The sequence below is a fragment of the Martelella sp. AMO21009 genome (assembly GCF_053484295.1).
The window spans coordinates 348960-372127 of sequence record NZ_JBAKFR010000001.1 but is presented as its reverse complement, the minus strand read 5'-3'; the positions used below and the strand labels follow the sequence as shown (position 1 = coordinate 372127).

The window sequence follows — 23168 nt, the reverse complement described above, 5'->3', positions numbered from 1 at the left end:
GCTCTGCCGTCAGCGTTGGATGCCCAGCGCCTCGACGTCGATATTCAGCGGACCTGACAGATCCTCGATCGAATCATAGAGCAGCTCCAGCGCGTAATGCGGGTTGTGGACGAAGGCCCCGGAATCCGCATTGACGAACTTCCAGTTATAGGCCGCCTTCAGCATGCGCGGCGTCCAGGACTTGTAGGTCTGCGGCTTGCCGTCGATCCTGTCGCCGCGGCCATCCCGGTCGGCATCGAGAAAGAAATAGGGATAGGTATGCTCGAACACGATTGGCGCGCCGGCGATCTCAACGCTGTAATCCTGAATGGTCTTCAGCAACAGCGCCGAATTGGCCTCGATATCGGAGCGGATGCCCTTGGAGATATCGCCGCTGCCGTCAAAACTGATCCTTGAAATGCGGATCGCGCCCGGCGCGCCGCTCTCATGACAGCTGAGACAGGTTTCCTCGGCAACGGTGAGCGTATGCGGATCGTGACAGGACGCGCAATCATTGATCGGGCGGGCGTGGAAGAACCGGCCGCTATAGGATTTTCCGGAATATTCGAAGCCGCCCGCGCCGACGCTGCCGAGCCGCATCGCGCCGGCCAGCGCATAATGCGGGTTGACGAAGTTGATCGTCGGGTCCGGCGTATCCGCGTCCTTTTCGCCAACGGCTTTCGTCACGCTGACGCCGGCCTCGCGGCCGATGTGACAGGTCATGCAGGCGGCCTGAACGCCCGGCGCCACCGGATGCTCGATGCCGCTCGGCAGCGTGATCGCGGCTATTTCCCCGAGGCCGGGGCTGTGACAGGTGTCGCAATCGACCACGCCGCCAACCGGGGTCGGCCCCTCAATGCCCGGCGCGCTGCCGTCCAGCCCATGGAAGTCACGGAAGCCGGCGCCGGAGTGACAGGCGGCGCAGTTGGCGGGAATTTCGCCATCGCCGTCCCAGTGGGTAAACGCTTCAGCGGAGGCATCGGCATGGGCGGACCGCGCCCAGGCCGAGATCAGCTCCTGCTGGGGAACCGGTATCTGATCGGGGCGGAACGGGCCGGCCTGCGGCATCACGTAAAGTTCAAGCGCCTCAACCGCGTCGGAAGAATTCTCCTGCGCATTGGCAGTACAAAAATTGACAATTGTCAATATCGCAGCAATCATGAACAGGGTTCTTGAGTTAACGCGACCAACTACCGATGACATATCTTTCCACCCCCGCTGAAAAACTTCAGTTTGAACGTGTGGGAATGCTAAACAATCTGTTCCATCCCGGCAAATCAAATGTCATGATGTTTGCGTTGTATTTGCATTCAAGTTCTTGAGGAGCGACGCGTTGGTCGGCCTTTTCGGCACCGGTCTGTCTTTGACCACCGGCTCGATATCACCGGATTATAACCAGATTACAACGGCGCTGACCGTCGAGGCCGCGCTGACCCCGGCCCGCGGCGAGGAGCTGCGCGTCACCCCGCTCGTCGGCGTCGACGACATTGTGTCGCAGGGCCAGCCGGTGCTCAGCCTGCGTAATGCGCCGGACATTCAACTGGTTGCCCCGATGGCCGCCCGCATTGCCGCCATCGATCTGGAGCCCGGACGGCGGCTGACCCGGCTTTTGCTGTTCAGGGAGGAAACCGGCGCGCGCTTTGTCCATGACGTTGGAGACGCCGAAACGGATGCCGCCAGCCTGCGTTCGCTGCTCAAGGCATCCGGGCTCTGGCGCCGCATCCTGAGCCGCCCCTTCGGCCGCATGCCGGGGCCCGACGAGACACCCTCGGCGATCATCGTCATGGCGACTGATAGCAGGCCCGGCGCGCCCTCACCCGTCCACGCCTTGAATGGCCGGGAGGAAGCGCTTGCCCGCGGGCTTTCGGCGCTCCGGCTTCTGGTTGGCGACCGGCTTTTCTTCTGCGAGGCGGCGCGGATCGAGGCCGACCTGCCGCCCGCCGTGCGACGCGTCAGGGTCGGCACGCTGCACCCGCTCGGCCTTCCCGGACTACAGGTACACCGGCTTGCGCCCGCTTCGCTGGACCAAAGGGTCTGGGATATCCATGCCGAAGATGTCGCCGATATCGGCGAGTTGATTGAGACCGGAATGGTGCCGGAAACGCGGCTGGTCTCCGTCACCGGCCCCGCGCTTACCGAGCAGCGCCTGGTGCGCTGTCAGCCGGGCGCGGATATGCGCGGCCTCTGTCTCGGCTTCGTGCGGCCCGGACCGCATCACATCATGGCGGGCTCGCATATCGACGGCCATCCGGGCCACTGGCTCGGTCCCCGTGACCGTCAGGTGACCGTGCTCGGCGATGATGGCGGCCACCGCCGGAACCACTGGTTTTCGGCGGCGCTGACCAGGGCCGCGCGGCCGCTGCCGATCATCCCGACGGCGGCGCTCGAACAGGCGCTTGGCGGCGATATTCCGGCCGTGGCGCTGATCCGCGCGCTTTCCGCCGGCGATCAGGAGACGGCCACCCGCCTCGGCGCGCTTTCGCTGGTGGAGGAGGATCTGGCGCTCGCCGATTACGTGACGGCGGCCGAGCCAAGCCTTGCCGCCCAGCTTCGCGTGCTACTGGACCGGATCGAGCAGGAGGAGGTCGCAACATGATTCGTGGTTCGACCCACGGTCCGACGCGGGGAATGTGGGACCGCGAGATGGTGGCGCTTCTGCTGCTGGCGGCGGTGATGCCGATCGCCCTTGCCTGGCTCTGGTATGGCGGCATGGACGCAGCGCTGCGGCTGGTTCTCGCGCTCGTCATCTCGGGGCTGTGGCACCTGATCTTCATGCTGGCGCGCGCCCAGCCGCCATCCTTCGCCGGCGCGCTGACGGCGCTTACGGTTGCCATTCTGGCCCCGGAGGAGCTCGGCTTCCTGCCGTTCCTGCTCGGCATCAGCTTCGGTTCGGTGATGGCGGAACTGGTGTTCGGCGGTTGGGGGCGCAATATCCTGAACCCGGCGACCGTGACGCTCGCCTTTCTTGGCTTCGGCTTCGTCACCGCGCCGTGGCCGGATATCGCCCTGCCGGTCGCCTGGGCGGCCATTCCGGCGGCGATCATTGGCATGTTCGTCGGGGTGATGCCGGCCCGGGTCATTCTTGGCGCGGTGGTGGTGCTCGCCGCCGGCCTGCTTGCCGGCATGCCGCTGCAGCCGGTGCTGCCGGCCTTCGCGCTGGCGCTTGTGCTGCTGGTGGCCGATCCGGTGGCAAGCGCTTCGACGCGGCTCGGCGGCTGGCTGAACGGCGGCATCTACGCCGCCCTCGTCATCATGTTCACGCTTAACTGGGAGGGCGCTTCGCCGGTGCGCGTTGCAGTTTCGGCGGCGCTTCTCGCCTCGCTTGTCGCACCGCTTCTGGATGAAGCGGCGATCGCCCTCTGGCATGTCCGCAGGAGAAAACGTCATGGCTGACCTGAACCCGATCTCGGCATGGCGCCGTTTTCTGGCCCTGCCCAATGAGAACCGCTTCAAGACGGTGGCGATCGCCTTCATCGTGTCGGCCGTCTGCGCGCTGCTGGTGAGCGGCGCAACCGTGGTGCTGCGCCCGATCCAGGCGGCGAACCGCGCCGCCGAGCAGCAGGCCCGGCTGGAGGCGCTGGTGGCCGGCATTCCCGGCATGACCCAGCTTCTGGAGCAATCCGGCGGCGCGCTTTCCACCGTCGTCATCAACCTGCCCAAGGGGCGGGCAGCAGACGACATAACGCCCGCAACCCTTCCCGCCGCGCTCGACAACGCCGCCAACTGGAAGACGCTGACGCCGGGCGAGGACACCGCCGGCATAGGCCGCCGCCCGGATTTCGTGCAGATCTACCTGCTGCGCAACGATGCCGGTGATATCGAACTCGCGCTCTTGCCGATCAGCGGCGCGGGCTATATCGGCCCGATCAACGGCATTCTGGCGATGAACGGCGACATGAACACGATCGCGGGTCTTGCAATCACCGATCAGGTCGAGACCCCCGGCCTTGGCGGGCGGATCGAGGAGCCCGCCTTTCTCGCCCAGTTCGCCGGCACGGAAGTTGCCGACCCCTCCGGCAATATCCGCTTCGCCGTCGCCCACGGCAAGGCGGGCAACGCCTATGAGGTCGATGGCATTACCGGCGCCACCCGCACCTCCAATGCGCTGACCAGGACGATCCGCTTCTGGCTCGGTCCGGATGGCTACGGCCCGCTGATCGCGGCGATCAAGCGCGGGGAGTTCTGATATGGCCAAGCCCATCAGCCTGTGGACCACGCTGACGGAGCCGCTGATCCGGCAAAACCCGGTAACGCTGCAAATCCTCGGCATCTGCTCGGCGCTGGCGGTAACCACATCGGTCGCGACCGCCGTCACCATGTCGGCATCGCTGACGGTCGTGATCGTGCTGTCGGCCCTGCTGGTGAGCCTGATCCGCCGCCACATTCCCGATTCGATCCGGTTGATCGTCCAGATCGTGATCGTCGCCTCGCTGGTGATCGTCATCGACCAGTTCCTGCAGGCCTATTTCTTCGATATCAGCAAGCGGCTGTCGGTGTTCGTCAGCCTGATCACCACGAACTGCCTGGTGCTGGGGCGCACCGAATCCTTTTCGCGTAACAATCCGCCGCTGCCGTCGATGATCGACGCGCTCGGCAACGGTCTCGGCTATTCGCTGGTGCTGATCGTCATCGGATCGCTGCGCGAACTGTTCGGCACCGGCAAGCTGCTCGGCTATCAACTCTTCGCCACGACCGATCAGGGCGGCTGGTTCGAGCCGCTGAATCTGATGCTGCTCGCGCCCAGCGCCTTCTTCCTGATCGGTGGGCTCGTCTGGGCGATCCGCTCCGTGCTGCCGGAACAGGTTGAAGCCGCCGAGTTCATGCCGCCGGACACAGAGGAGGCAGGCCGATGAGCGAGCTTACAGGCCTTTTCCTCGGGGCGGCCTTCGTCGAGAACATGGCGCTGACGCTGTTTCTCGGGCTCTGCACCTTTCTGGCGCTGTCGCGCCGTACCGGCTCGGCCCTCGGCCTCGGCATCGCGGTGGTGGCGGTGATGGGCGTGACCATGCCGCTCAACAACCTGATCTACAACGCGTTTCTCAGACCCGGCGCATGGGCCTGGGCCGGCATGCCGGATACCGACCTTTCCTATCTCAAGCTGATCGCCTTCATCGGCGTGATCGCGGCCGTGGTGCAACTCGTCGAAATGGTGCTCGACCGGTTCTTTCCGGCAATCCATGCCTCATTCGGCGTGTTCCTGCCGCTGCTGACGGTGAACTGCGCCATTCTCGCCGGCAGCCTGTTCATGGTCGAGCGGGATTATAATCTGGCGGAATCGACCGTGTTCGGCCTCGGCGCGGGCTTCGGCTTCGGGGTTGCCGTGGTCATGCTCGCCGCGATCCGCACCCGGCTCGCCTATGCCGACCTTCCGAACGGCCTGCGCGGCCTCGGCATCGCCTTTACCATTGCCGGCATGATGTCGCTCGGCTTTTCGGCCTTTGCGCAGATGGTGTCGCCATGAACGAGATCGTCCTTGCCGCCGTCATCGTCATCGCGCTTGTGGTCATTCTGACGCTTGCGCTGCTGGTGACCCGCACGCGCCTGATCCCGGCGGAAAAGATCGTGATCAACGTGAACGGCGCGATCTCGCTCGAGGCCCAGCGCGGCGAGCGGCTGCTTGGCGTGCTGCACCGTTCGGGCATCGGCATTCCCGCCGCCTGTGGCGGTTCCGGCACGTGCGGGCTCTGCCGCGTCCATGTCGAGGGCGAAGGCGCGGGCGAACCGCAGGCGACCGAGCGCGGCGTGCTGTCGGCCGCCGAGCGCCGCGCCCATATGCGCCTTGCCTGCCAGACCGCACTGCGCGGCCCCTGCTCCGTCACCGTGCCCCAGGATTTCGTCGGCGCGACCGGCTTCACCTGCACCGTGGTGTCCAACACGATGAAGGCCCCGCTGATCCGCGAGCTTGTGCTCAAGCTTCCCGAGGGCCAGCCCTTCGATTATCGCGCCGGCGGCTTCATGCAGCTCACCGCGCCGCCCTACCGGCTGGATTTCCACGATATCGCGATCGACGACGCCTTTACCGATTCCTGGCGCATTGCCGGCTGGCCGGAGATGAAGGGAGCCTCCGACAGCCCGGTCACCCACGCCTATTCGATCGCCAACCGCCCGCGCGACGCGGCGGAAGGCCGCGCCGTGTTCAACATAAGGCTCGCCGCACCGCCGCCGGGCCGCGAGCAGGAGATCCCGCCGGGCATCGTCTCGTCCTATCTGTTCGCGCTGAAGCCGGGCGATGCGGTGCAGGCCTCCGGCCCGTTCGGCGAATTCCACGTGCAGCCGACCGAGCGCGAGATGGTGTTCATCGGCGGCGGCGTTGGCATGGCGCCGCTCAGGGCCATGATCCACGAGCAGATCGGCAAGGGCACCAAGCGGAAGATGCGCTATTTCTACGGCGCCCGCTCGCTCGCCGACCTGTTCTATGTCGAGGAGTTCGACGCCATTGCCGCCGAACATCCGAATTTCTCGTGGACGCCGGCGCTGTCGGACCCCGCCCCCGGCGACCGCTGGACCGGCGCGACCGGCTTCATCCACGACAATGTCCGCGCCGCGATGCAAAACCACCCCGCGCCGGAGGACTGCGAATATTATCTCTGCGGCCCGCCGGTGATGATTTCGGCGGTGCTGGCGACGCTGGCGCGCCTCGGCGTCGAGCCGCATTCCATCTTCAACGACGATTTCGGAGTCTGAGCCATGACTGCATATCTGACCCGCCGTCATCTCCTCGCCGCCGCCGGCGCTGCCGGTTGCGCCCTCGCCGCGCCCGGCCTGCTGCGCGCAGCCCCTGCGGCGCGGCATATCACCGGCACGGCCTTCGCCTCCGACTGGAGCGTGACGCTTGCCGATGACCTTGACGCGAGCCGCCTCAAACCGCGCTTTGACCGGCTGCTCGCCGGCATCGACCGGATGATGTCGCCCTGGCGCGCCGACAGCGAGATCTCCGGCTTCAACGCGACGAAGGGCGAGACCGCGCGGATTTCGGCCGAAACCGCGTTCACGGCAGAGGCCGCGCTTGCTGTCGCCGCGGCAAGCGATGGCTGGTTCGACCCAACCATCGGCCCGCTCGTCGCCCGCTACGGCTTCGGGCCGATCAAAGGCACTGCCGGCCCGGAGGATGAGGTCGCCCCGCGCTGGCGTTCGCTCGCCGTCGAAGGCGACCGGCTGATCAAGCGCGATCCGGGCCTTACCATGGATCTCTGCGGCATCGCCAAGGGCCGGGCGCTGGATCTGATGGCGCTGGAACTGCGAGAAGCCGGCCATGAGGATTTCCTGATCGCGATCAGCGGCGAACTCCTGTCCAGCGGCCATCACCCCGAGGGCCGGCCATGGCAGGTGGCGGTGGAAGACCCGCGCCTTGAAGCCGATGGGGCTTTCGCCGTGCTAGCGCTCGACAATGCGGCGATCGCGACCTCGGGCCTCCGCGCCCAGAGCTACGACCTTGGCGACACGCGCTACAGCCATATCATCGACCCCTACAGCGCCCGCCCGGTCGAAGGCGCAATCGCCTCCGTCTCGGTAATCGCCCCGGATGCGATGACCGCCGATGGCTGGGCGACGGCGCTGACGGCGGCGGGTGCGGCAGGCCCGGCGCTGGCGAAACGCCGCGGCATCACCGCGCTGTTCCTGTTCCATGACGGGACCGGTCTCAGAAACGAAAGCGTGAACGGTTTCGACCGTTTTCTGCTATAACGGGACCAAGGAGGCGACGATGGAAATCGTTCTGGCAATCGGCATTTTCGCGCTGGTGGCGGCCGGGCTCGGGCTCGGCCTGATGCTGGGTCGCGGGCCACTGAAGGGCTCGTGCGGCGGCATGGCCTGCCTCAAGGATGTTGCCTGCGAGGGCTGCCCGCACCGGGCTGAAAAGGAGGCCAATTGAGCGACACCATCGAGTCCATTACCCGCGCCGATGCGCTGACGGTGACGCCGGACATGGCGATCCGGCGCGCGGTGGCGCTGCTGGTGGAAAACAGGGCCGCCGGCGCGCCCGTGGTCGATGACACCGGCACGCTTTGCGGCCTTCTGACCCAGAAGGACTGTTTCCGCCCGACCCTGCAGGCAAGCTATTATCAGGAATGGAAGGGCACCGTTGGCGACTATATGACAACCACGCTGGTGACCCTGCCGGCCAGCGCCGACCTGATGACGGCCGCCGAAGCCTTCCTCGAACACCCCCACCGCATCTTCCCCGTCGTCGACGGTGACCGCCTCGTCGGCCTGATACGCCGCTCGGACGTGCTGGCGGCGCTGGTGCGGCTGAGCAACTGAGGCAACACGATACGCTATCCGCGCGAGACCTCGCGGTGATGGGTGATGTGGTCGCCTATCTCTGCAGGCAATGACGTGATGCCGAGGCCGGGCGCGTCATTGATGCGCCAAAGGCCGTTTTCGATCCGGCCGCCGATCGCGCCGAAGGCATCGCGCAGCGGGTTCGGATTGACATCGACTTCCAGCAGACCGGGACCGCCGGCAGCGGCCAGAACGCTGGCGGACGCTGCAAGCCCGATACCGCCGCCGAGATAATGCGGGCAGTAGACCCGGCCCCTTTCAAGCGCCTTGCGGGCGACCGCCAGGCAACCGGTCAGGCCGCCCCATTTGGCGACATCGGGCTGGTAGAAGGTCAGTGCTCCAGCATCGAGCGCAGCGTCGAAGGCCTCGAGGCCGGCAATGTTTTCGCCAGCGGCGAGCGGAACGGGGCCCGCGGCCAGCCTTTTCCAGTCATCGGCCGGCGCATAGGCCGGGATTGGTTCTTCCATCCAGCCAAGGTCGGCGCCCGAAACGGCGTTCAGAAACCGCTCCGCCGCCTCGACATCCCAGGCCTGATTGGCATCGGCAAACAGCGTCTCCCCGGCGCGAAGCGTCTCAGCGAGCCGAACCACCTTGGCTGCATCGGCCGCATCATCAAAACCGACCTTGACCTTGAACGCCGAGAAGCCCACTTCCCGCGCTGCCGCAACGACATCCGCGGCGGCATCGATGTGGATGCCGCTGGCATAGGCGGGAACCTGATGCCTCGCCTCGGGCGAAAGCATACGCGCCACCGGCAGACCCGCGCGCCGCGCCGCAAGGTCCCAAGCGGCGATATCGAGCGCTGCCACCACCTGGGCAAAAGGTCCGGGCTCGCCGGATTGCAATGCGCGGATGCGGGTCTCGCGGGTCAACTCGTAAAACATCGTTTCCGGGCTGTCCCATGCGCGGTCCAGCGCCAGATAGGCGACATCATCCATCAAGAGGTTGACGCGATGTTCGGCCCCTGCAGCCGGCCAGTTGGCAAAGGCTTCACCGAAGCCGAAAGCGCCGTCTTCATCCTCGATGCGGATGAAGACGGCCGGCCGGTTGCGCATGACGCCGAACGATGTCGCCACCGGCCGGGCAATCGGCGCCCGGCAGGCAAAGGCTTCGATACGGGCGATGCGAAACGTGTTCATGACCTAGGCATAGGCGCAGGTAAACGCGCCTTCCCGCTCGATAGCATCGAAACGGTAGCGCGGCTTGAAGGGCAGCGCCTCCTTGCGGGTAAGGTCGCCAAGGCGGTGCAGGATATCAAGCCCGTCGCCTTCCAGCGCCTTCAACACGCCGGCCTCGTCCGGGAAGTGCTGCTGGATCGCCTCGAGCCAGATCGTGCGGCCGGCCAGGAACCCTTGAGCGCCGGCGGCATAGGAATAGGACAGGACGCGCTCGAACATCTCCGGCGCGGCCCCGCCCGAAAGCAGCACCCACGGAATGCCCGCATCGGCACAGATGCCGCCGAGGGTTTCGAAGGCCGCGGCAGCCTCCTTCGAGGCGGCGCTGCCATCGAGCGGCGGCAGGCTAGCGGCCGGCAGCGGCGTTTCAAGCTTGAACAGGTCGACCCCATATTCCGGCTTGGCGAACTCGCGTACGCTGTCGATCACCAGATCGGCGCTCTTGTCGGCGCTTTCGACATAGGCGGTGGTGTGCTTGGCGCTGTCGGGGAACGGATAGACGAGCAGTTCCAGCACGTAAGGAATGTCGTAGCGGGCGCATTCGGCGCCGACGGTGCGGACATAGTCCTGCTGATGGGCAAGCACCTCCGGCGAGGCGTCGGGGCGATACCAGGCCAGCACCTTGACGGCATCGCCGCCCATGCGGCGGATCTTCTCCACCGTCCAGTTATCGATCGAGCGCGACTTGCGGCCGCCGGGCGTCTCCTGGAAGCGATGTTCCTCCAGCGTGACGATCAGCCCGGTATGGGCCGGCAGCGCGTCGATTGCGGCGGGAACGGCATAGTTCGGGTCAAACAGCATCGACGAGGCCTCGCCCGACAGCGCGCGCACCAGCAGGCGCTTGGCCGCCACCATATCGGCATAGGCCACTTCCTCGACCGCGATGCCGCGGGCCTTGGCGATCGATTGCGCCAGCGGCGGGCGCTGGTCCAGCGCGACCATCGTGAAATGGCCGTTCTCGTCGGCAAGACGCTGAAGCCCTCTCTGCTTTCCGATGCTCGTCATGTTCTTTCTCTCCATAGTCTGACAGTCTCGTTGAAATCGGGAATTCCGCGTCGCCCTGTCGGGCGGGTGCATTTCAATCCGGCAGCGGCGGATGCAAAACCTGCGGCCTCTGTGGCATCAGCGCCGGCGGCAACCGCCATGGCCCAGGCGCCGTGGAAGACATCGCCCGCGCCGGTGGTATCGACCACGGCAACCGGAAAGGCCGGATAGTGATGGGTTGCGCCGTTTTCCAGCCACTCGATGCCCTCGCCGCCTCTGGTGACGGCGGTAATCGCGGAGCCGTAGGCGGCCGCCTTTTCGAGCGGCCGATCGACGCCCGCGAAGGCGGTGAGCGCCTGTTCGGAAAAGATCACGTGATCGGTGAGCGGCAGCAGCGTCTCGAACACGTGCGCCTCCGCCACATCGGCATCGAGCACGGTCGGCACGCCGAGCTTGCGGGCAGCTGCAAACACGGTCTCGACGGCTTCTGGCCAGCGCGGATCGGCAAGCACCGCGCCCGCTTTCGCGATCTCGTCAAGCGGCAGCCAGTCGGGCTCGACCGGAAGGCCGTCGCCCCGGAAATTGACGATCAGCCGCTCGCCCGCCGCATCGACGATGACGCCGGAAACGGAGGATTGCGCGCCCACGAAAAGCTTCAGCCCATCGACATCGACACCCTCCGCCGCCAGTTCATCGCGCATGGCATGGCCCGCCGGATCATCGCCGGCGCGGCCCCAGAACTTCGCCTTGCCGCCGAGCTTGGCAACGGCAACGGCCGCCGTTGCCGCCATGCCGCCGCCGGTGGAGACGAAATCGGTAGCGCGCGACTTGCCCGCGCCCTCGGGGATCGTCTCGACATTCCAGATATGGTCATAGGCCGTCAGCCCAAGGCAGATCACAACCGGGTCGCGCCTCGTCCAGCCTTCAGGGAGCTTAGTCATAGGCCGGCTATGCAGAGATATTTGATCTCCACATACTCCTCGATGCCGTATTTCGAGCCCTCGCGGCCGAGGCCGGACTGTTTTACCCCGCCGAAGGGGGCCGCCTCATTGGCGATCAACCCGGTATTGATGCCGACCATGCCGCTTTCCAGCGCCTCTCCCACACGGAAGACGCGGGCGAGATCGCGGCTGTAGAAATAGGCGGCAAGACCGAATTCGCTGTCATTGGCGAGCCGGATCGCTTCCGCCTCGTCAGTGAAGGGAATGACCGGGGCGAGCGGGGCGAAAGTTTCCTCGCGCGAGACCTTCGCCTCGGGGCTGACGCCGGAAATCACGGTCGGTTTGAACCATGTGCGGCCGAGTTCATGCCGTCCGCCGCCGGTGACGAGCGTCGCGCCGAGCGCCAGCGCATCGGCAAGATGCTCCTCGACCTTGGCGACGGCCGCCTCGTCGATCAGCGGTCCCTGCTCGACGCCGGCATCTGCGCCATTGCCCACGACCAGCGCGTCGGTCGCCCTGGCCAGCTTGCGGGCAAATTCGTCGGCGATGCTTTCATGCACGTAGATGCGGTTGGCGCAGACACAGGTCTGGCCGGAATTGCGAAACTTGGCGATCATAGCGCCCTCGACGGCAGCGTCGAGATCGGCATCCTCGAACACGATGAACGGCGCATTGCCGCCAAGCTCCAGCGACAGCCGCTTGATATCATGCGCGCTTTCGCGGATCAGCCAGCGGCCGACCTCGGTTGAGCCGGTGAAGCTGATCTTGGCGATGGTTTCAGACTTGCAGAAGATTTCGCCGATCATGCTGGCCTTGCCGGTGACCACCTGGAAGATCCCGGCGGGAATGCCCGCGCGCTCTGCCAGAACCGCAAGCGACAGCGCCGAAAGCGGCGTCTGCGAGGCCGGCTTGACGATGATCGGGCAACCGGCGGCGAGCGCCGGACCGGCCTTGCGGGTGATCATGCCGTTCGGGAAATTCCATGGCGTGATCGCCGCACAAACCCCGATCGGCTGCTTGACCACGATCACCCGGCGATCCGGCGAAGTCGAGGGAATGACGTCGCCGTAGATGCGCTTGGCTTCCTCGGCGAACCATTCGAGATAGGCGGCGTTGGCGAGGATTTCGCCCTTGGCTTCGGCCAGAGGCTTGCCCTGTTCGGCGGTCAGGATCGCGGCCAGATCGTCGGCGTTCTCGACGATCAGGTCGAACCATTTGCGGATCTTCACGCTGCGCGCCTTGGCGGGCAATGCGGCCCAGTCGGCCTGGGCCGACTTCGCCGCCGCAATCGCGCGCTCGATGACATCGGCCTCAAGCGAGGGAACGCGACCGACCAGGCTGCCATCGGCGGGATTTGTAACATCGATGCCCGCCGTGTCGGATGCCGCGATCCATTCGCCATCGACATAAGCATCGGCGGTCAGAAGGGTGGGGTCTTTGAGGGAAAGGGTCATGCTTCAAGCTTTCTGGTTTTGCCCAGCGCCATGCCGGTTTCGGGATCAAACAGGTGGGCCTTGCCGGCAACCGGCGACAGGTAAAGCGTCTCGCCGGCCTTCGGTTTGATGTCGGGGGAGACGCGGGCAATAACGTCCTGGCCCGCGAGCGTGACGTGGATCAGCGTGTCGGAGCCGAGCGGCTCGACCAGGTGGATCTGCGCCTTCAGGCCCTCGCCTTCGCCAACCGGCGTGAAATGCTCGGGGCGCACGCCCAGCACGACCTCGCCTTGCGCACCCTCGCCGCCCGTGGCGATCGAGGCAGCAAGCGTGCTGCCATCGGCAAGCACGATCTGGCCCCCTTGCGCCTTTGCCGGCAGGAAATTCATCGATGGCGAACCGATGAAGCTCGCGACGAACTGGTTGACGGGATTTTCGTAAACATCCTCCGGCGTTCCCACCTGCTGGATCTCGCCGAATTTCAGCACCACGATCCGATCGGCCATGGTCATGGCCTCGACCTGGTCGTGGGTCACGAACACCATGGTGGTCTTAAGCTTCTTCTGCAGCTCCTTGATTTCGGCGCGCACCTGGGCGCGCAGCTTGGCATCGAGGTTCGACAGCGGTTCATCGAACAGGAATACCTGCGGATGACGCACGATCGCGCGGCCCATGGCAACGCGCTGGCGCTGGCCGCCGGAAAGCGCCTTGGGGCGACGGTCGAGATAGGGGGTGATGTCCAGAAGCTCGGCGGCCTCAGCCACCAGCGGATCGATTTCGGCGGCGCTCATGCCGCGCATCTCCAGCGCGAAGGTCATGTTCTGGCGCACGGTCATATGCGGATAAAGTGCATAGTCCTGGAACACCATGGCGATATCGCGCTTGGCCGCCGGCGTGTTGTTGACCAGCTTGTCGCCGATCCTCAGTTCGCCGCCATTGATCGATTCCAGCCCCGCCATGATGCGCAGCAGGGTGGACTTGCCGCAGCCCGACGGGCCGACGAGCACGATGAATTCCTCATCGGCGATTTCCAGGTTGAGGCCGGAGATGACCTCGTGCTGACCATAGCTCTTGACGAGATTGCGGATCGAGATCGAAGCCATCAGCTTTGCTCCCTGAATGACAGGACAGGTTTGATCGAACGGCCTTCGGCGAAATGCGCGAATTTTTCAGGCAGCGCATCGAGCGGGAAGGCATCATCAACGAAGCGGGCGTATTTTTCCCGGTTGGCGCGCAGGAGTTCGACATTGGCGTCGAAATCGCCCTTGGGGAAATAGAAGGTGCGCAGCATGGCGAAATCCTTGCGGCGGAAGACCTTGTCCTCGGTGATCGTCCAGGGCGCCGCGTTCTCGCCGACCAGCACGATCACGCCCTTGGGCAGCACCAGTTCGATCGCCAGATTGCGGGCGGCGTGGTTGCCGGAGCATTCGACGATCAGGTCGAAGCGATGCTCCCGGCTCCCGACCGGCACGATCACCGCGCCGAATTCTTCCGCAAGCTTCGCCCGTTCCGGATTGGGTTCGGAAACATGCACGGTGGCATAGCCGAGCGCCTGGGCGGCGAGCACCACACCAAGCCCGACCGGACCAGCGCCGGTGACCAGCACTTTCGGGTTTTCAGTTGCAAGATGCCGCGCCGCCTCGCGCAGCGCATGGGCCGAGGTGCCGATCGTATCGAGCAGCAGCGGGGCCAGATCATCATCGATATCGTCCGGCACCGGCAGCAGGCAGTTGTCGGGCACGGTTACATATTCGGCATAGCCGCCGTCGCGGTTCCAGCCGATCAGCGATGACACGGTGATGCAGCTTTGGGTGTGGCCGGCCTTGCAGGGATCGCAATGGCCGCAATGAAGCGGAATGTAGATCGCGCAGAGCCGACCATCGAGCTTGTGGCCGGGTTGATCCACATAGCCGGCGATTTCGTGGCCGGCGATATGTTCCGACCCATTGTGCCAGAGCTTGAAGTCGGAGCCGCACAGCGCCGTGCGGGCAATGCGCACCAGCGCCTCGCCCTCACCGGCAACCGGCCTCGGCACGCTGGTGATCGCGATCCGGTCGCCGCCCTGAAAATCGGCGGCGCGCATGGCGGGAGCTTCGTTGGAAATGGTCATGGTTACCCTTTCACCGCGCCAAGCGTCAGACCCGAAATCAGCCAGCGCTGAACGACAGCCGCGAGAACGAGCGGCGGCAGCGCGATAATCGTCGCCGCGGCCATCAGCCCGCCCCAGTTGGTCGAGCCCTCGCCTATGAAATTGAAGGAGGCGGCAATCAGCGTCTTCGACTTGGAATTGCTGAGAACCAGCGCGAACAGGAAGAAATTCCAGGAGAAAATGAAGGCCAGGATCGACGACACCGCGAGCCCGGACGACACCAGCGGCAGCGCGATGCGCCGGAAGATGCGCGCCGGCGAGCAGCCGTCAACCTGGGCGGCCTCGAACACCGAACGCGGAATGCCGTCGAAATAGGGCAACAGCACCCAGATCACCACCGGCATTGTGATCACCGCATGGGTCAGGATCAGCGCCCAGTAGCTGCCGATCATGTCCACCTGGCGGAACATCACATACCAGGGCAGCAGGAACAGCGTGCCCGGCGCCATGCGCGCCATCAGCGTGACCACCGCCGGCCATGTGACCCGCGTCCACGAGGCGACGAAGGCCGCCGGCGCGCCGAGCAACAGACCAAGCGCAGTCGAGCCGATCGTCACCACCAGCGAGTTGATGGTGTAGCGCACGAATGGCACTGTATTGTTGAGCGTCTTATAGTTTTCCAGCGTCGGCTCGAAGAACAACGTCGGCGGATAGGCCGTGACCTCGTAGGAGTGCTTGAAGGAGGACAGGATCATCCACGCCGTCGGCGCCATGACGATCATGCCGGCCAACACGAGAAGCACGATATTGAGGCCGTCGAGCCAGCGGGAATCGGAAGGCTTATGGCTCATCTTACCACTCCACCGCGGCGCGAAGCCGGTTGAGGACAACCACCGCGCCGAAGACAAGCGCAGAAAGCGTGATCATCAGCGCGCCGGCATAGCCAAGCTGGAAGAACTCGAAGCCGGTGCGGAAACCATAGATGTTCAGCGTCATCGAGCGATCGGACGGACCGCCCTGGGTGGTGATGTAAATCAGATCGAAAAACCGCAGCAGATCGACCGAACGCAGCACCATGGCGGTGACCAGTGTCGGCAAAAGCAGCGGCAGCGTGATGCGCCAGAACACCTTGCCGCGCGGCGCGCCGTCGATTTCGGCGGCTTCATAGACCGAGGGCGGCAGCGATTGCAGCCCGCCAAGCACGATCAGCGCGACATAGGGCGTCCATTGCCAGGTATCGATCATCGCCAGCGTCGGCACCACCCACATGGGCGAGGCGAGCCAGGCCGATGGCGGTAGACCGAGCGAAGTCAGGATATAGTTGGCGGCCCCCAGCGAGGGATCGAGGATCACCAGCCACATCATGCCCGCCACCACCGGCGGGATCATGAACGGCGAGATGAACAGCGAGCGGATGATGCCGGGCAGACGCTTGGCCCGAAACAGCAGCAGCGCCAATCCCGTACCGAGCACAAGCTGCAGGGCTAGCGACAGGAAATAGAGGTAGAAGGTGACCCAGATGCCGTTCCAGAACTGCTCGTCATTGACCATGCGGGCATAGTTGACGATGCCGTGGCCGCGCACCTGGCCGGTGGATGAAAAGCTCTGGAAGCTCAGCCACACCGTATAGATCACGGGAAACGCGATCATCGCGATGGTGAAGATGAGCGCCGGCAGCGACATGGCCGCCAATTGTCCGCGATGTTCTTCGTTCCGGTTCATGAGACCTCCTCACCCGGCCAGAAAGCCGCCATCGACCATGGCGACGCTTCCGGTGACATAGCCTGCCGCCGGCATGCACAGATAGACGACCGTGCCGGCAACATCATCCGGCCGGCCCCAGCGCTTCAGCGCGGTGCGGGCGGCGATGCGGTTATAATGTTCCAAATCCTTGCGCCCCTCCGCATTGATCGCGGTTTCGATATAGCCCGGAGCCACGGCATTGACGCGAATGCCATCCGCCGCCCAGGCATGGGCGAGCGCCCGCGTCAGCATCACCAAACCGCCCTTCGATGCGCAATAGGCCGGCAGGCGCGGCAGGGCGGCAAAGGCGTTCATCGAGGCAATATTGACGATCGATCCCTTGGCCGCGGCAAGCGCCGGGCGGAGCGCCGTGCAGCAGCGCATCGCGCCAGTGAGATTGACGTCGATCACCTTCTGGAAGACTTCGATATCGAACTCCTCGTCGCGCCGCAGGATCCCCGCGCAATTGATCAGGGCATCCACGCGATCATGACCGTCGGCAAATGCCTTCACGGCCGCATCATCGGTAACATCGAGCACCGCAAGCGTGACGCCGTCGCGGCCGGAAAGCGCGGATGCGCCGACTTCCGCCTCGGATGCACCGGTCGCGACAAGCTCTGCGCCGAGCTCAAGAAAGGCCTCCGATATGGCGCCGCCAATGCCGCCGGTGCCGCCGATGACGACGGCGCGAAAAGGCTTGGGCAGAGTGAAAGAGCGGGATGACACGATGATGCCTTCCTGTTGCGAATGAGAGGGGTGGCGACCGCCCGGGAGGAGAGCGGCCGCCGGCACTTGGCGTGCCTTGTTGTTACGCAATTCCGACCGGAAAGCCGGTTTCCGAGCTGCCGGAGTTGCGAGGATCGCACGCTCAGTCGCGCGCAATCAGCTCGTTGAGCGAGGCATCCGCCGCGGCGCAGGCCTCATCGACCGTCTTGGAGCCGAGCAGGACGTCGCCAACGGCCTGGCCGATATACTGGCGCGATTCCGGATTACCGATGATCGGATAACCGATTTCGGACGAGCCGGTGGACGCGAGCGTGGAAAGCGCTGCCTGCCACTGCTGACGGATCGGGCTTTCGTCCAGCCAGGCCTTGTAATCGGCGGAATCGGCGACGGCGGGACGCGGCGGAGCGATGCCGTTCAGCGCCAGCTTCGCCTGCATTTCCGGGCTGGAAGCCCACTGCAGGAAATACCAGGCGGCATCGGCATTGTCGGAATAGCCCGAAATTGCCAGCGCCCAGCCGATGACGGTCGGATGCGAGCCGCCAGGGCCTGCCGGCAGCGGAATGATCGCAGTGTCCTTCTCGCGCTCGCCGCTTTCCATGATCGTGGCAAACTCGTTGGAGCTTTCATACGACATCGCCGAACGGCCGCCGCCATAAAGCGCGGTCAGCTGCTGGAAGGAATAGTTGACTGCGCCGGGCGGGCCATAGTTCTTCAGAAGGTCGGCATAGAGCTGAATGGCCTTCTTGCTGTCGTCCGAGCACAGCGCCGACTTGCCGTCGATCATGTACTGGCCGCCCATGTTGCGCATGAAGCCGGAGAAGGTATAGGGCAACGCCGGGGCAAGACCGCGCGTGGCATAGGGCGTCAGGTCCGAGCATTCCTTGAGCTTGGCGGCGGCATCGGCCATGGCGTCGATCGAGTCGGGCTCGGCTATGTCGCATTCCTCGAACACGTCGGTGCGGTAGTAGAGCAGCGGCCCTTCGAGGTTCAGCGGAACGCCGGTGAACTTGCCGTCAAAGGTGGCGGCGTCGATCAGCGCTTTGCCGAAGCCGTCGAAATTATAGTCCGGGGAAACGGCATTCTGGGTGTAGTCGCTCAGGTCCTTGTACCAGCCGGCGGCGGCAAACTGCATGCCTTCGCGCGAGGGAAGCGTCATGAACACGTCGACCTCGTCGCTGCGGGCGTTCATCACCGTCATCAGACGCTGACGCATCTGCTGTTCCTGATAGCTGTCGACGACGAGTTCGATGCCGGTCAGCTCCTCGAACTCATCCTTGTGCTCGACCAGAAGGTTGCCGATCGGGTTGCTGTTGACCAGAAAGGTGACCGTCTCGCCCTCATGCGCCTTCCAGTCGAAGTCGGCGGCCGTCGCGCCGGTGGCCATGACGGCCACGATCAGCGACGTCGCGCTCAGTAAAGATGCTTTGCGTGAAATCATTTCATCCTCCTCTTCAAGCTCCTCTCCTCGGAAACTTGTAACCGGTTACATATCATATCCGATAGATGTGTCAACACGATCGAAGGGGATGATTTCGAAAAAGCCGCGACGGAAGTTTATCTTGCACGCGGCCAAAATCCCGCTAGAAACAGGATATGGCGGGCAAGAACCTGAGAAATAACGGTAGTTTTTGATGGCAAAGTCGATCGGAATTCGCGATGTCGCACGGCATGCCGGGGTCTCGACGGCCACGGTTTCGCGCGCGCTCAACAACCCGGATACGGTCAGCGCCGCGCTGCGCGACAAGATTCGCAAGGTGATCGAAGAAATCGGTTACATTCCCGACGCCTCCGCTCGCGCGCTTTCTTCGCGCCGCACAAGAACGATCGGGGCCATCGTGCCGACCGTGGACAATGCGATGTTCGCGCAGGGCCTGCAGGCGCTCCAGAGCTATCTCGCGACCCAAAACTACCTTCTGCTGCTCGCAACCAACGAATACGACCTCGACGTTGAACTCGAGCAGGCGCGCAACCTTGCAGAGCGCGGCATTGACGGGCTGATCCTGCGCGGTGACCGCCGCCACGCAGTGCTCAGACGCATGCTCGACGCCCACCGTATTCCGTTCGTCAATGTCGGCGTTTACGAGCCGGAAAAGCCCTACCCTTCCGTCGGCGTCGACAACGCCGAGGCGGGCCGCACGCTGGCGCGCTACATCACCGGACTGGGCCACAGGCGCATCGCGATTGTCGCAGCGCAGCAGCGCAACAATGACCGCGCCGCCGCCCGCCTCAGAGGCATTCTCGACGTGCTGGAAGCCGAAGGCTGCGCACCGCCGGACAAATGGATATTGCAGGTCAACTACGCGCTCGACGACGCCCGCGACGCCTCTCGCGCGCTGCTGATGGGCGAAGACCGCCCCACGGCGGTGATCTGCGGCAATGACGTGATCGCCTATGGCGTGATGCTTTCAGCGATCCGCATGGGGGTTTCCGTTCCCGATCAGCTTTCGGTGGCGGGCTTTGACGATCTCGAATGGAGCCGGCACCTGCAACCGAGCCTTACGACGATCCACATCCCCACCAACGAGATCTGGGTGCGCGCCGGTCGCTACCTGGTGAACACGCTGAACGACGAGGCCGCGGTGATGCATCAGAAGGTCGATTTTTCCCTGGTGGTGCGCGAATCGACGGCGCCGCCGCCCGGCTGATCGCTCCGATCCATGGCGGGATCACGCTCTTGAGGGTCGACATCCGGTTTGCGTTTCGCGATATCATGCGCGCGTAGGCCGTGACCACGGCAAGAGCAGGACCTTCCCATGAAAGACTATTTCATCGACATCGATGCCGACCGGCATGGTCGGCCGCTGCCTCGACGAACCGCTTTTCGAGCCGCGTGACATGGGGCTGCTGTTCACCCTGCCCGGCCACTGCTGGTCCCGCTCCATGGTCAATGTGGCGGGCACGCTCAATTTCGACTGGGCGATCGATTCGCTCGTCCCGGATCTGCACGCCCCGACCGGATTGCTACCCCTACATCAACGACATGGTCGCGGCTGCGGAAAAGGGCGCGGAGGGCCTGACCTGCCTGCCCTATCTCAGCGCAAGCGGCATCATCGCACCGGTTGTGGACTCGTCAGCCCGCGCCGGATTTTCGGGCAGGCTCCCGCTTATCCACATACCAGCTTTAAAAATGTCAGAACGCGTTTGACATACGCAAAGCGATGCCGTTAAAAGACAATTGTCGAGCATAATTTTACATTAGTTCGATGGACTGAGAATGGGAGGAATTGTCGTGCAGGCTTTGCTTGAGGTGCATGGGCTCGGAAAATCGTTTTCCGGGGTGCCCGCGCTGATAGACGGCGCATTCCGGCTGATGCCGGGATCGGTCCACGCCCTTTGCGGCGGCAATGGCGCGGGCAAATCGACATTCCTCAAGATCGTCATGGGCATCCAGCCGCGCGACCGCGGCACGATCCTGCGCAATGGCGAGACCGTGCAGTTCTCGTCCCCCGGCGAGGCGCTCGCCAACGGCATTTCCATTATCGAACAGGAACTGAGCCCCGTGCCGGCGATGACGGTGGCCGAGAACATCTTTCTCGGGCGCGAGCCGAGCGGCGCCTTCGGCCGCATCGATTTCAAATCCATGAACGCAAAAGCGCAGGACCTGCTGGACGGGTTGAAATTCACCATCCGGGCGACCGATATGATGATGGACCTGACGGTGGCCCAGACCCAGCTCGTCGAGATCGCCAAGGCACTTTCCTATGATGCCGAAGTCATCATCATGGACGAACCGACCTCCGCGCTTGGCGAGGCCGAGGCCGACCAGCTTTTCGAGGCGGTGAAGACGCTGAAAGCGCGCGGCAAGGGCGTGATCTATGTCAGCCACCGCCTCTCCGAAATCTTCACGATCTGCGACAGCTACACCGTGTTCCGCGATGGCCGCTTCGTCGAGGAAGGCGCGCTTGCCGATATCGACAAGGACCGGCTGATCAGCCTGATCGTCGGTCGTCCCCTGACCGAGGAATTCGTCAAGGACAACACTGCCGAAACCGAGCCGACCCTGCGCGTCGCGGGGCTCGCCGCCGCCCATGGCGTGCGCGATGTCTCCTTCGAGGCCCATCGCGGGGAAATCCTGGCGCTTTACGGGTTGATGGGCTCCGGGCGCAGCGAGATTTTCGACAGGCTGTTCGGCCTGTCGGACGAAACCGACGGCACAGTCGAGATCAACGGTGCCCGGCAGCAAATCACCCGCCCTTCTGAGGCGATCGCGGCGGGCCTTGCCTATGTCACCGAGGACCGCAAGGTCTCGGGGCTCGTCCTCACCGGCGATGTCCGCGAGAACCTGTGCCTTGCAACCCTCGAACGGATGTCGACCCCGCTGATGATGAACGGCAAGGCCGAAACCGAGGCCGCAGGGCGCATGGTCGAGACGCTCAACATCAAGACCGCGTCGCTGAAGCTCGGCGTTTCCAATCTTTCCGGCGGCAACCAGCAGAAGGTTGTGCTCGGCAAATGGTTCCTGACCGAGCCGAACGTGCTGCTTCTGGACGAGCCGACCCGCGGCGTCGATGTCGGCGCCAAGCGGGAAATCTATCGCGTTATGTCCGATTTCGCCAAGGGCGGCGGGACCGTGATCATGATCTCTTCCGAGACCGACGAAGTGCTCGGCATGGCCGACCGCGCCATCGTGATGCGCGACGGCCGCGTCGCCGGAACCCTGGATCGGGCGGAGATGTCCGCCGAAAAACTGCTGCATCTCGCGGCGTAAAAAACGTGACGCAGGGCGGGACGCCGCGATGAGCGCGTCCTTGGCCTGCCGATAACCCGTCAATCGGGGAGGACCATACGTTGACTGACACTCAGAATGCCAAAACCCCGGCGGGCGCCGGAACCGAGCAGAAGCGGCCGATGACCGAGCGGCTGGGGCCGATCGCCCAGCGCTACGGCATATTGATCGCGCTGATCCTGGTCTGCATCGTGCTCTCGATCGTCAGCGAGAATTTTCTCAGCCCGCGCAATATCGTCAACGTGCTGCGCCAGACCTCGATCAACGGCATCCTCGCCATCGGCATGACCTTCGTGATCCTCACGCGCGGCATCGACCTTTCGGTCGGTTCCGTGGTCGCCCTTGCCGGCGTGGTCTCGGCCTCCTTCGCCACCACCTCATCCAGCGCCTTCATTCCCGGCACGCCCTATATCGCCCCGATCGCGATCGTCATCGGCCTTGCCGCCGGCATCGCCATGGGCGCGATTTCCGGCACGGCGGTCGCGCGGTTTTCGGTGCCCGCCTTCGTCGCCACGCTCGGCATGCTGTCGGCGGCGCGCGGCCTCACCCTGATCTATTCCGGCGGACGCCCGATCCCGGCGTTGACCGACGGCTATCGCTGGATCGGCACGGGCGATATCTTCGGCCTTCCGATCCCGATCATCCTGTTCGCGCTGGTGTTCCTCGTCGCCCATTTCGTGCTGACCAATACCCGTTTCGGCCGCCATATCTATGCCGTCGGCGGCAATCCGCATGCCGCCAAGGTCTCCGGCCTCAGCGTCAACCGCATTCGCTTCATGGTCTACGTCATTTCCGGCGCGCTGGCCGGGCTCGCCGGCATGGTGCTCGCCGCCCGCACGGGCTCGGCGCTGCCGCAGGCCGGCGTCGCCTATGAGCTCGACGCAATCGCCGCGGTGGTGATCGGCGGCACCAGCCTTTCCGGCGGCATCGGCCGGGTCAGCGGCACCGTCATCGGCGCGCTGTTGATCGGCGTGATGAATAACGGCCTCGATCTGCTGGGCGTCGAATCCTACTACCAGCAGGTCATCAAGGGCGCGCTGATCGTCGCCGCCGTCATGCTCGACCGCTCGCGCAAGAGCGAAACCTGATCCG

The 23168-nt window shown here is 64.6% G+C and carries 23 protein-coding genes; 12 read left to right on the top strand and 11 right to left on the bottom strand.

Annotated features, from left to right (window positions below):
- Positions 1-9: 9 nt before the first annotated feature.
- Positions 10-1140: a cytochrome C gene (locus V6766_RS01760; RefSeq protein WP_448463020.1), complete on the bottom strand. Its 1131-nt coding sequence runs from the start codon at positions 1138-1140 to the stop codon at positions 10-12.
- A gap of 172 nt (positions 1141-1312) precedes the next feature.
- Here V6766_RS01760 and V6766_RS01755 point away from each other — a divergent pair, with 172 nt between their 5' ends.
- From V6766_RS01755 to V6766_RS01715, 9 genes are read left to right on the top strand one after another with little or no spacing between them, the layout of a single operon-like run.
- The gene (locus V6766_RS01755; protein ID WP_448463018.1) at positions 1313-2575 is read left to right on the top strand and encodes a Na(+)-translocating NADH-quinone reductase subunit A; all 1263 of its coding nucleotides are present in this window, start codon (positions 1313-1315) and stop codon (positions 2573-2575) included.
- Entirely contained in the window at positions 2572-3372 is an 801-nt protein-coding gene (locus V6766_RS01750) for an RnfABCDGE type electron transport complex subunit D (RefSeq protein WP_448463016.1), read from the top strand. Before V6766_RS01755 ends, V6766_RS01750 begins: the two co-directional genes overlap by 4 nt.
- Positions 3365-4165, top strand: coding sequence for an FMN-binding protein (locus V6766_RS01745; RefSeq protein ID WP_448463014.1), 801 nt, complete (start codon positions 3365-3367; stop codon positions 4163-4165). The genes V6766_RS01750 and V6766_RS01745 overlap by 8 nt, the downstream gene beginning before the upstream one ends.
- A gap of 1 nt (position 4166) precedes the next feature.
- The gene (locus tag V6766_RS01740) at positions 4167-4832 is read left to right on the top strand and encodes an NADH:ubiquinone reductase (Na(+)-transporting) subunit D (RefSeq protein ID WP_448463012.1); all 666 of its coding nucleotides are present in this window, start codon (positions 4167-4169) and stop codon (positions 4830-4832) included.
- Positions 4829-5440 carry an NADH:ubiquinone reductase (Na(+)-transporting) subunit E gene (nqrE, locus tag V6766_RS01735; protein WP_448463010.1) on the top strand — a complete coding sequence of 204 codons (612 nt, stop codon included), beginning with the start codon at positions 4829-4831 and terminating at the stop codon, positions 5438-5440. The genes V6766_RS01740 and nqrE overlap by 4 nt, the downstream gene beginning before the upstream one ends.
- A complete protein-coding gene (gene nqrF, locus V6766_RS01730) occupies positions 5437-6663 on the top strand; it encodes an NADH:ubiquinone reductase (Na(+)-transporting) subunit F (protein WP_448463008.1) in 1227 nt (408 codons plus the stop codon). Before nqrE ends, nqrF begins: the two co-directional genes overlap by 4 nt.
- A gap of 3 nt (positions 6664-6666) precedes the next feature.
- A complete protein-coding gene (locus V6766_RS01725; protein WP_448463006.1) occupies positions 6667-7662 on the top strand; it encodes an FAD:protein FMN transferase in 996 nt (331 codons plus the stop codon).
- 19 nt (positions 7663-7681) lie between these two features.
- Positions 7682-7849 carry a (Na+)-NQR maturation NqrM gene (gene nqrM, locus V6766_RS01720; RefSeq protein WP_448463004.1) on the top strand — a complete coding sequence of 56 codons (168 nt, stop codon included), beginning with the start codon at positions 7682-7684 and terminating at the stop codon, positions 7847-7849.
- Complete coding sequence (locus V6766_RS01715; protein ID WP_448463002.1) at positions 7846-8238, top strand: CBS domain-containing protein; 393 nt, start codon at positions 7846-7848, stop codon at positions 8236-8238. Before nqrM ends, V6766_RS01715 begins: the two co-directional genes overlap by 4 nt.
- A 14-nt stretch (positions 8239-8252) precedes the next feature.
- On the opposite strand, the gene V6766_RS01710 is transcribed toward V6766_RS01715, so the two are convergent.
- The 10 genes from V6766_RS01710 to V6766_RS01665 form a co-directional block, all read right to left on the bottom strand.
- Positions 8253-9398 (bottom strand): mandelate racemase/muconate lactonizing enzyme family protein, encoded by a 1146-nt coding sequence (locus tag V6766_RS01710; protein ID WP_448463000.1) that lies wholly within the window; start codon positions 9396-9398, stop codon positions 8253-8255.
- Between the two features lie 3 nt (positions 9399-9401).
- Positions 9402-10439: a tagatose 1,6-diphosphate aldolase gene (locus V6766_RS01705; protein ID WP_448462998.1), complete on the bottom strand. Its 1038-nt coding sequence runs from the start codon at positions 10437-10439 to the stop codon at positions 9402-9404.
- Complete coding sequence (locus V6766_RS01700) at positions 10436-11359, bottom strand: PfkB family carbohydrate kinase (protein WP_448462996.1); 924 nt, start codon at positions 11357-11359, stop codon at positions 10436-10438. Before V6766_RS01700 ends, V6766_RS01705 begins: the two co-directional genes overlap by 4 nt.
- Complete coding sequence (locus tag V6766_RS01695; protein WP_448462994.1) at positions 11356-12813, bottom strand: NAD-dependent succinate-semialdehyde dehydrogenase; 1458 nt, start codon at positions 12811-12813, stop codon at positions 11356-11358. The genes V6766_RS01700 and V6766_RS01695 overlap by 4 nt, the downstream gene beginning before the upstream one ends.
- Positions 12810-13895 (bottom strand): ABC transporter ATP-binding protein, encoded by a 1086-nt coding sequence (locus V6766_RS01690; protein WP_448462992.1) that lies wholly within the window; start codon positions 13893-13895, stop codon positions 12810-12812. The genes V6766_RS01695 and V6766_RS01690 overlap by 4 nt, the downstream gene beginning before the upstream one ends.
- Complete coding sequence (locus V6766_RS01685; protein WP_448462990.1) at positions 13895-14902, bottom strand: alcohol dehydrogenase catalytic domain-containing protein; 1008 nt, start codon at positions 14900-14902, stop codon at positions 13895-13897. Before V6766_RS01685 ends, V6766_RS01690 begins: the two co-directional genes overlap by 1 nt.
- 2 nt (positions 14903-14904) lie before the next feature.
- Positions 14905-15732: a carbohydrate ABC transporter permease gene (locus tag V6766_RS01680; RefSeq protein WP_448462988.1), complete on the bottom strand. Its 828-nt coding sequence runs from the start codon at positions 15730-15732 to the stop codon at positions 14905-14907.
- A gap of 1 nt (position 15733) precedes the next feature.
- Positions 15734-16603 (bottom strand): carbohydrate ABC transporter permease, encoded by an 870-nt coding sequence (locus V6766_RS01675; RefSeq protein WP_448462986.1) that lies wholly within the window; start codon positions 16601-16603, stop codon positions 15734-15736.
- A gap of 9 nt (positions 16604-16612) precedes the next feature.
- Positions 16613-17350, bottom strand: a complete 738-nt coding sequence (locus V6766_RS01670; RefSeq protein WP_448462984.1) for an SDR family NAD(P)-dependent oxidoreductase — start codon at positions 17348-17350, stop codon at positions 16613-16615.
- Positions 17351-17492: 142 nt separating this feature from the next.
- Positions 17493-18788 carry an ABC transporter substrate-binding protein gene (locus tag V6766_RS01665; protein WP_448462982.1) on the bottom strand — a complete coding sequence of 432 codons (1296 nt, stop codon included), beginning with the start codon at positions 18786-18788 and terminating at the stop codon, positions 17493-17495.
- Positions 18789-18981: 193 nt separating this feature from the next.
- Between V6766_RS01665 and V6766_RS01660 the strand changes: the two genes are divergently transcribed.
- The 3 genes from V6766_RS01660 (at position 18982) to V6766_RS01650 (ending at position 23164) form a co-directional block, all read left to right on the top strand.
- Positions 18982-19995 (top strand): LacI family DNA-binding transcriptional regulator, encoded by a 1014-nt coding sequence (locus V6766_RS01660; protein WP_448462980.1) that lies wholly within the window; start codon positions 18982-18984, stop codon positions 19993-19995.
- A gap of 584 nt (positions 19996-20579) precedes the next feature.
- Positions 20580-22058: a sugar ABC transporter ATP-binding protein gene (locus tag V6766_RS01655; RefSeq protein ID WP_448462978.1), complete on the top strand. Its 1479-nt coding sequence runs from the start codon at positions 20580-20582 to the stop codon at positions 22056-22058.
- Positions 22059-22138: 80 nt separating this feature from the next.
- Positions 22139-23164 carry an ABC transporter permease gene (locus V6766_RS01650; protein WP_448462976.1) on the top strand — a complete coding sequence of 342 codons (1026 nt, stop codon included), beginning with the start codon at positions 22139-22141 and terminating at the stop codon, positions 23162-23164.
- Positions 23165-23168: the final 4 nt, after the last annotated feature.

Bases quoted from the DNA above. Each gene is read 5' to 3' on its own strand.
- V6766_RS01760 (WP_448463020.1), bottom strand. From the start codon at position 1,140: ATGATTGCTGCGATATTGACAATTGTCAATTTTTGTACTGCCAATGCG.
- V6766_RS01750 (WP_448463016.1), top strand. From the start codon at position 2,572: ATGATTCGTGGTTCGACCCACGGTCCGACGCGGGGAATGTGGGACCGC.
- V6766_RS01745 (WP_448463014.1), top strand. From the start codon at position 3,365: ATGGCTGACCTGAACCCGATCTCGGCATGGCGCCGTTTTCTGGCCCTG.
- V6766_RS01740 (WP_448463012.1), top strand. From the start codon at position 4,167: ATGGCCAAGCCCATCAGCCTGTGGACCACGCTGACGGAGCCGCTGATC.
- nqrE (WP_448463010.1), top strand. From the start codon at position 4,829: ATGAGCGAGCTTACAGGCCTTTTCCTCGGGGCGGCCTTCGTCGAGAAC.
- nqrF (WP_448463008.1), top strand. From the start codon at position 5,437: ATGAACGAGATCGTCCTTGCCGCCGTCATCGTCATCGCGCTTGTGGTC.
- V6766_RS01725 (WP_448463006.1), top strand. From the start codon at position 6,667: ATGACTGCATATCTGACCCGCCGTCATCTCCTCGCCGCCGCCGGCGCT.
- nqrM (WP_448463004.1), top strand. From the start codon at position 7,682: ATGGAAATCGTTCTGGCAATCGGCATTTTCGCGCTGGTGGCGGCCGGG.
- V6766_RS01710 (WP_448463000.1), bottom strand. From the start codon at position 9,398: ATGAACACGTTTCGCATCGCCCGTATCGAAGCCTTTGCCTGCCGGGCG.
- V6766_RS01705 (WP_448462998.1), bottom strand. From the start codon at position 10,439: ATGACGAGCATCGGAAAGCAGAGAGGGCTTCAGCGTCTTGCCGACGAG.
- V6766_RS01700 (WP_448462996.1), bottom strand. From the start codon at position 11,359: ATGACTAAGCTCCCTGAAGGCTGGACGAGGCGCGACCCGGTTGTGATC.
- V6766_RS01695 (WP_448462994.1), bottom strand. From the start codon at position 12,813: ATGACCCTTTCCCTCAAAGACCCCACCCTTCTGACCGCCGATGCTTAT.
- V6766_RS01690 (WP_448462992.1), bottom strand. From the start codon at position 13,895: ATGGCTTCGATCTCGATCCGCAATCTCGTCAAGAGCTATGGTCAGCAC.
- V6766_RS01685 (WP_448462990.1), bottom strand. From the start codon at position 14,902: ATGACCATTTCCAACGAAGCTCCCGCCATGCGCGCCGCCGATTTTCAG.
- V6766_RS01680 (WP_448462988.1), bottom strand. From the start codon at position 15,732: ATGAGCCATAAGCCTTCCGATTCCCGCTGGCTCGACGGCCTCAATATC.
- V6766_RS01675 (WP_448462986.1), bottom strand. From the start codon at position 16,603: ATGAACCGGAACGAAGAACATCGCGGACAATTGGCGGCCATGTCGCTG.
- V6766_RS01665 (WP_448462982.1), bottom strand. From the start codon at position 18,788: ATGATTTCACGCAAAGCATCTTTACTGAGCGCGACGTCGCTGATCGTG.
- V6766_RS01660 (WP_448462980.1), top strand. From the start codon at position 18,982: ATGGCAAAGTCGATCGGAATTCGCGATGTCGCACGGCATGCCGGGGTC.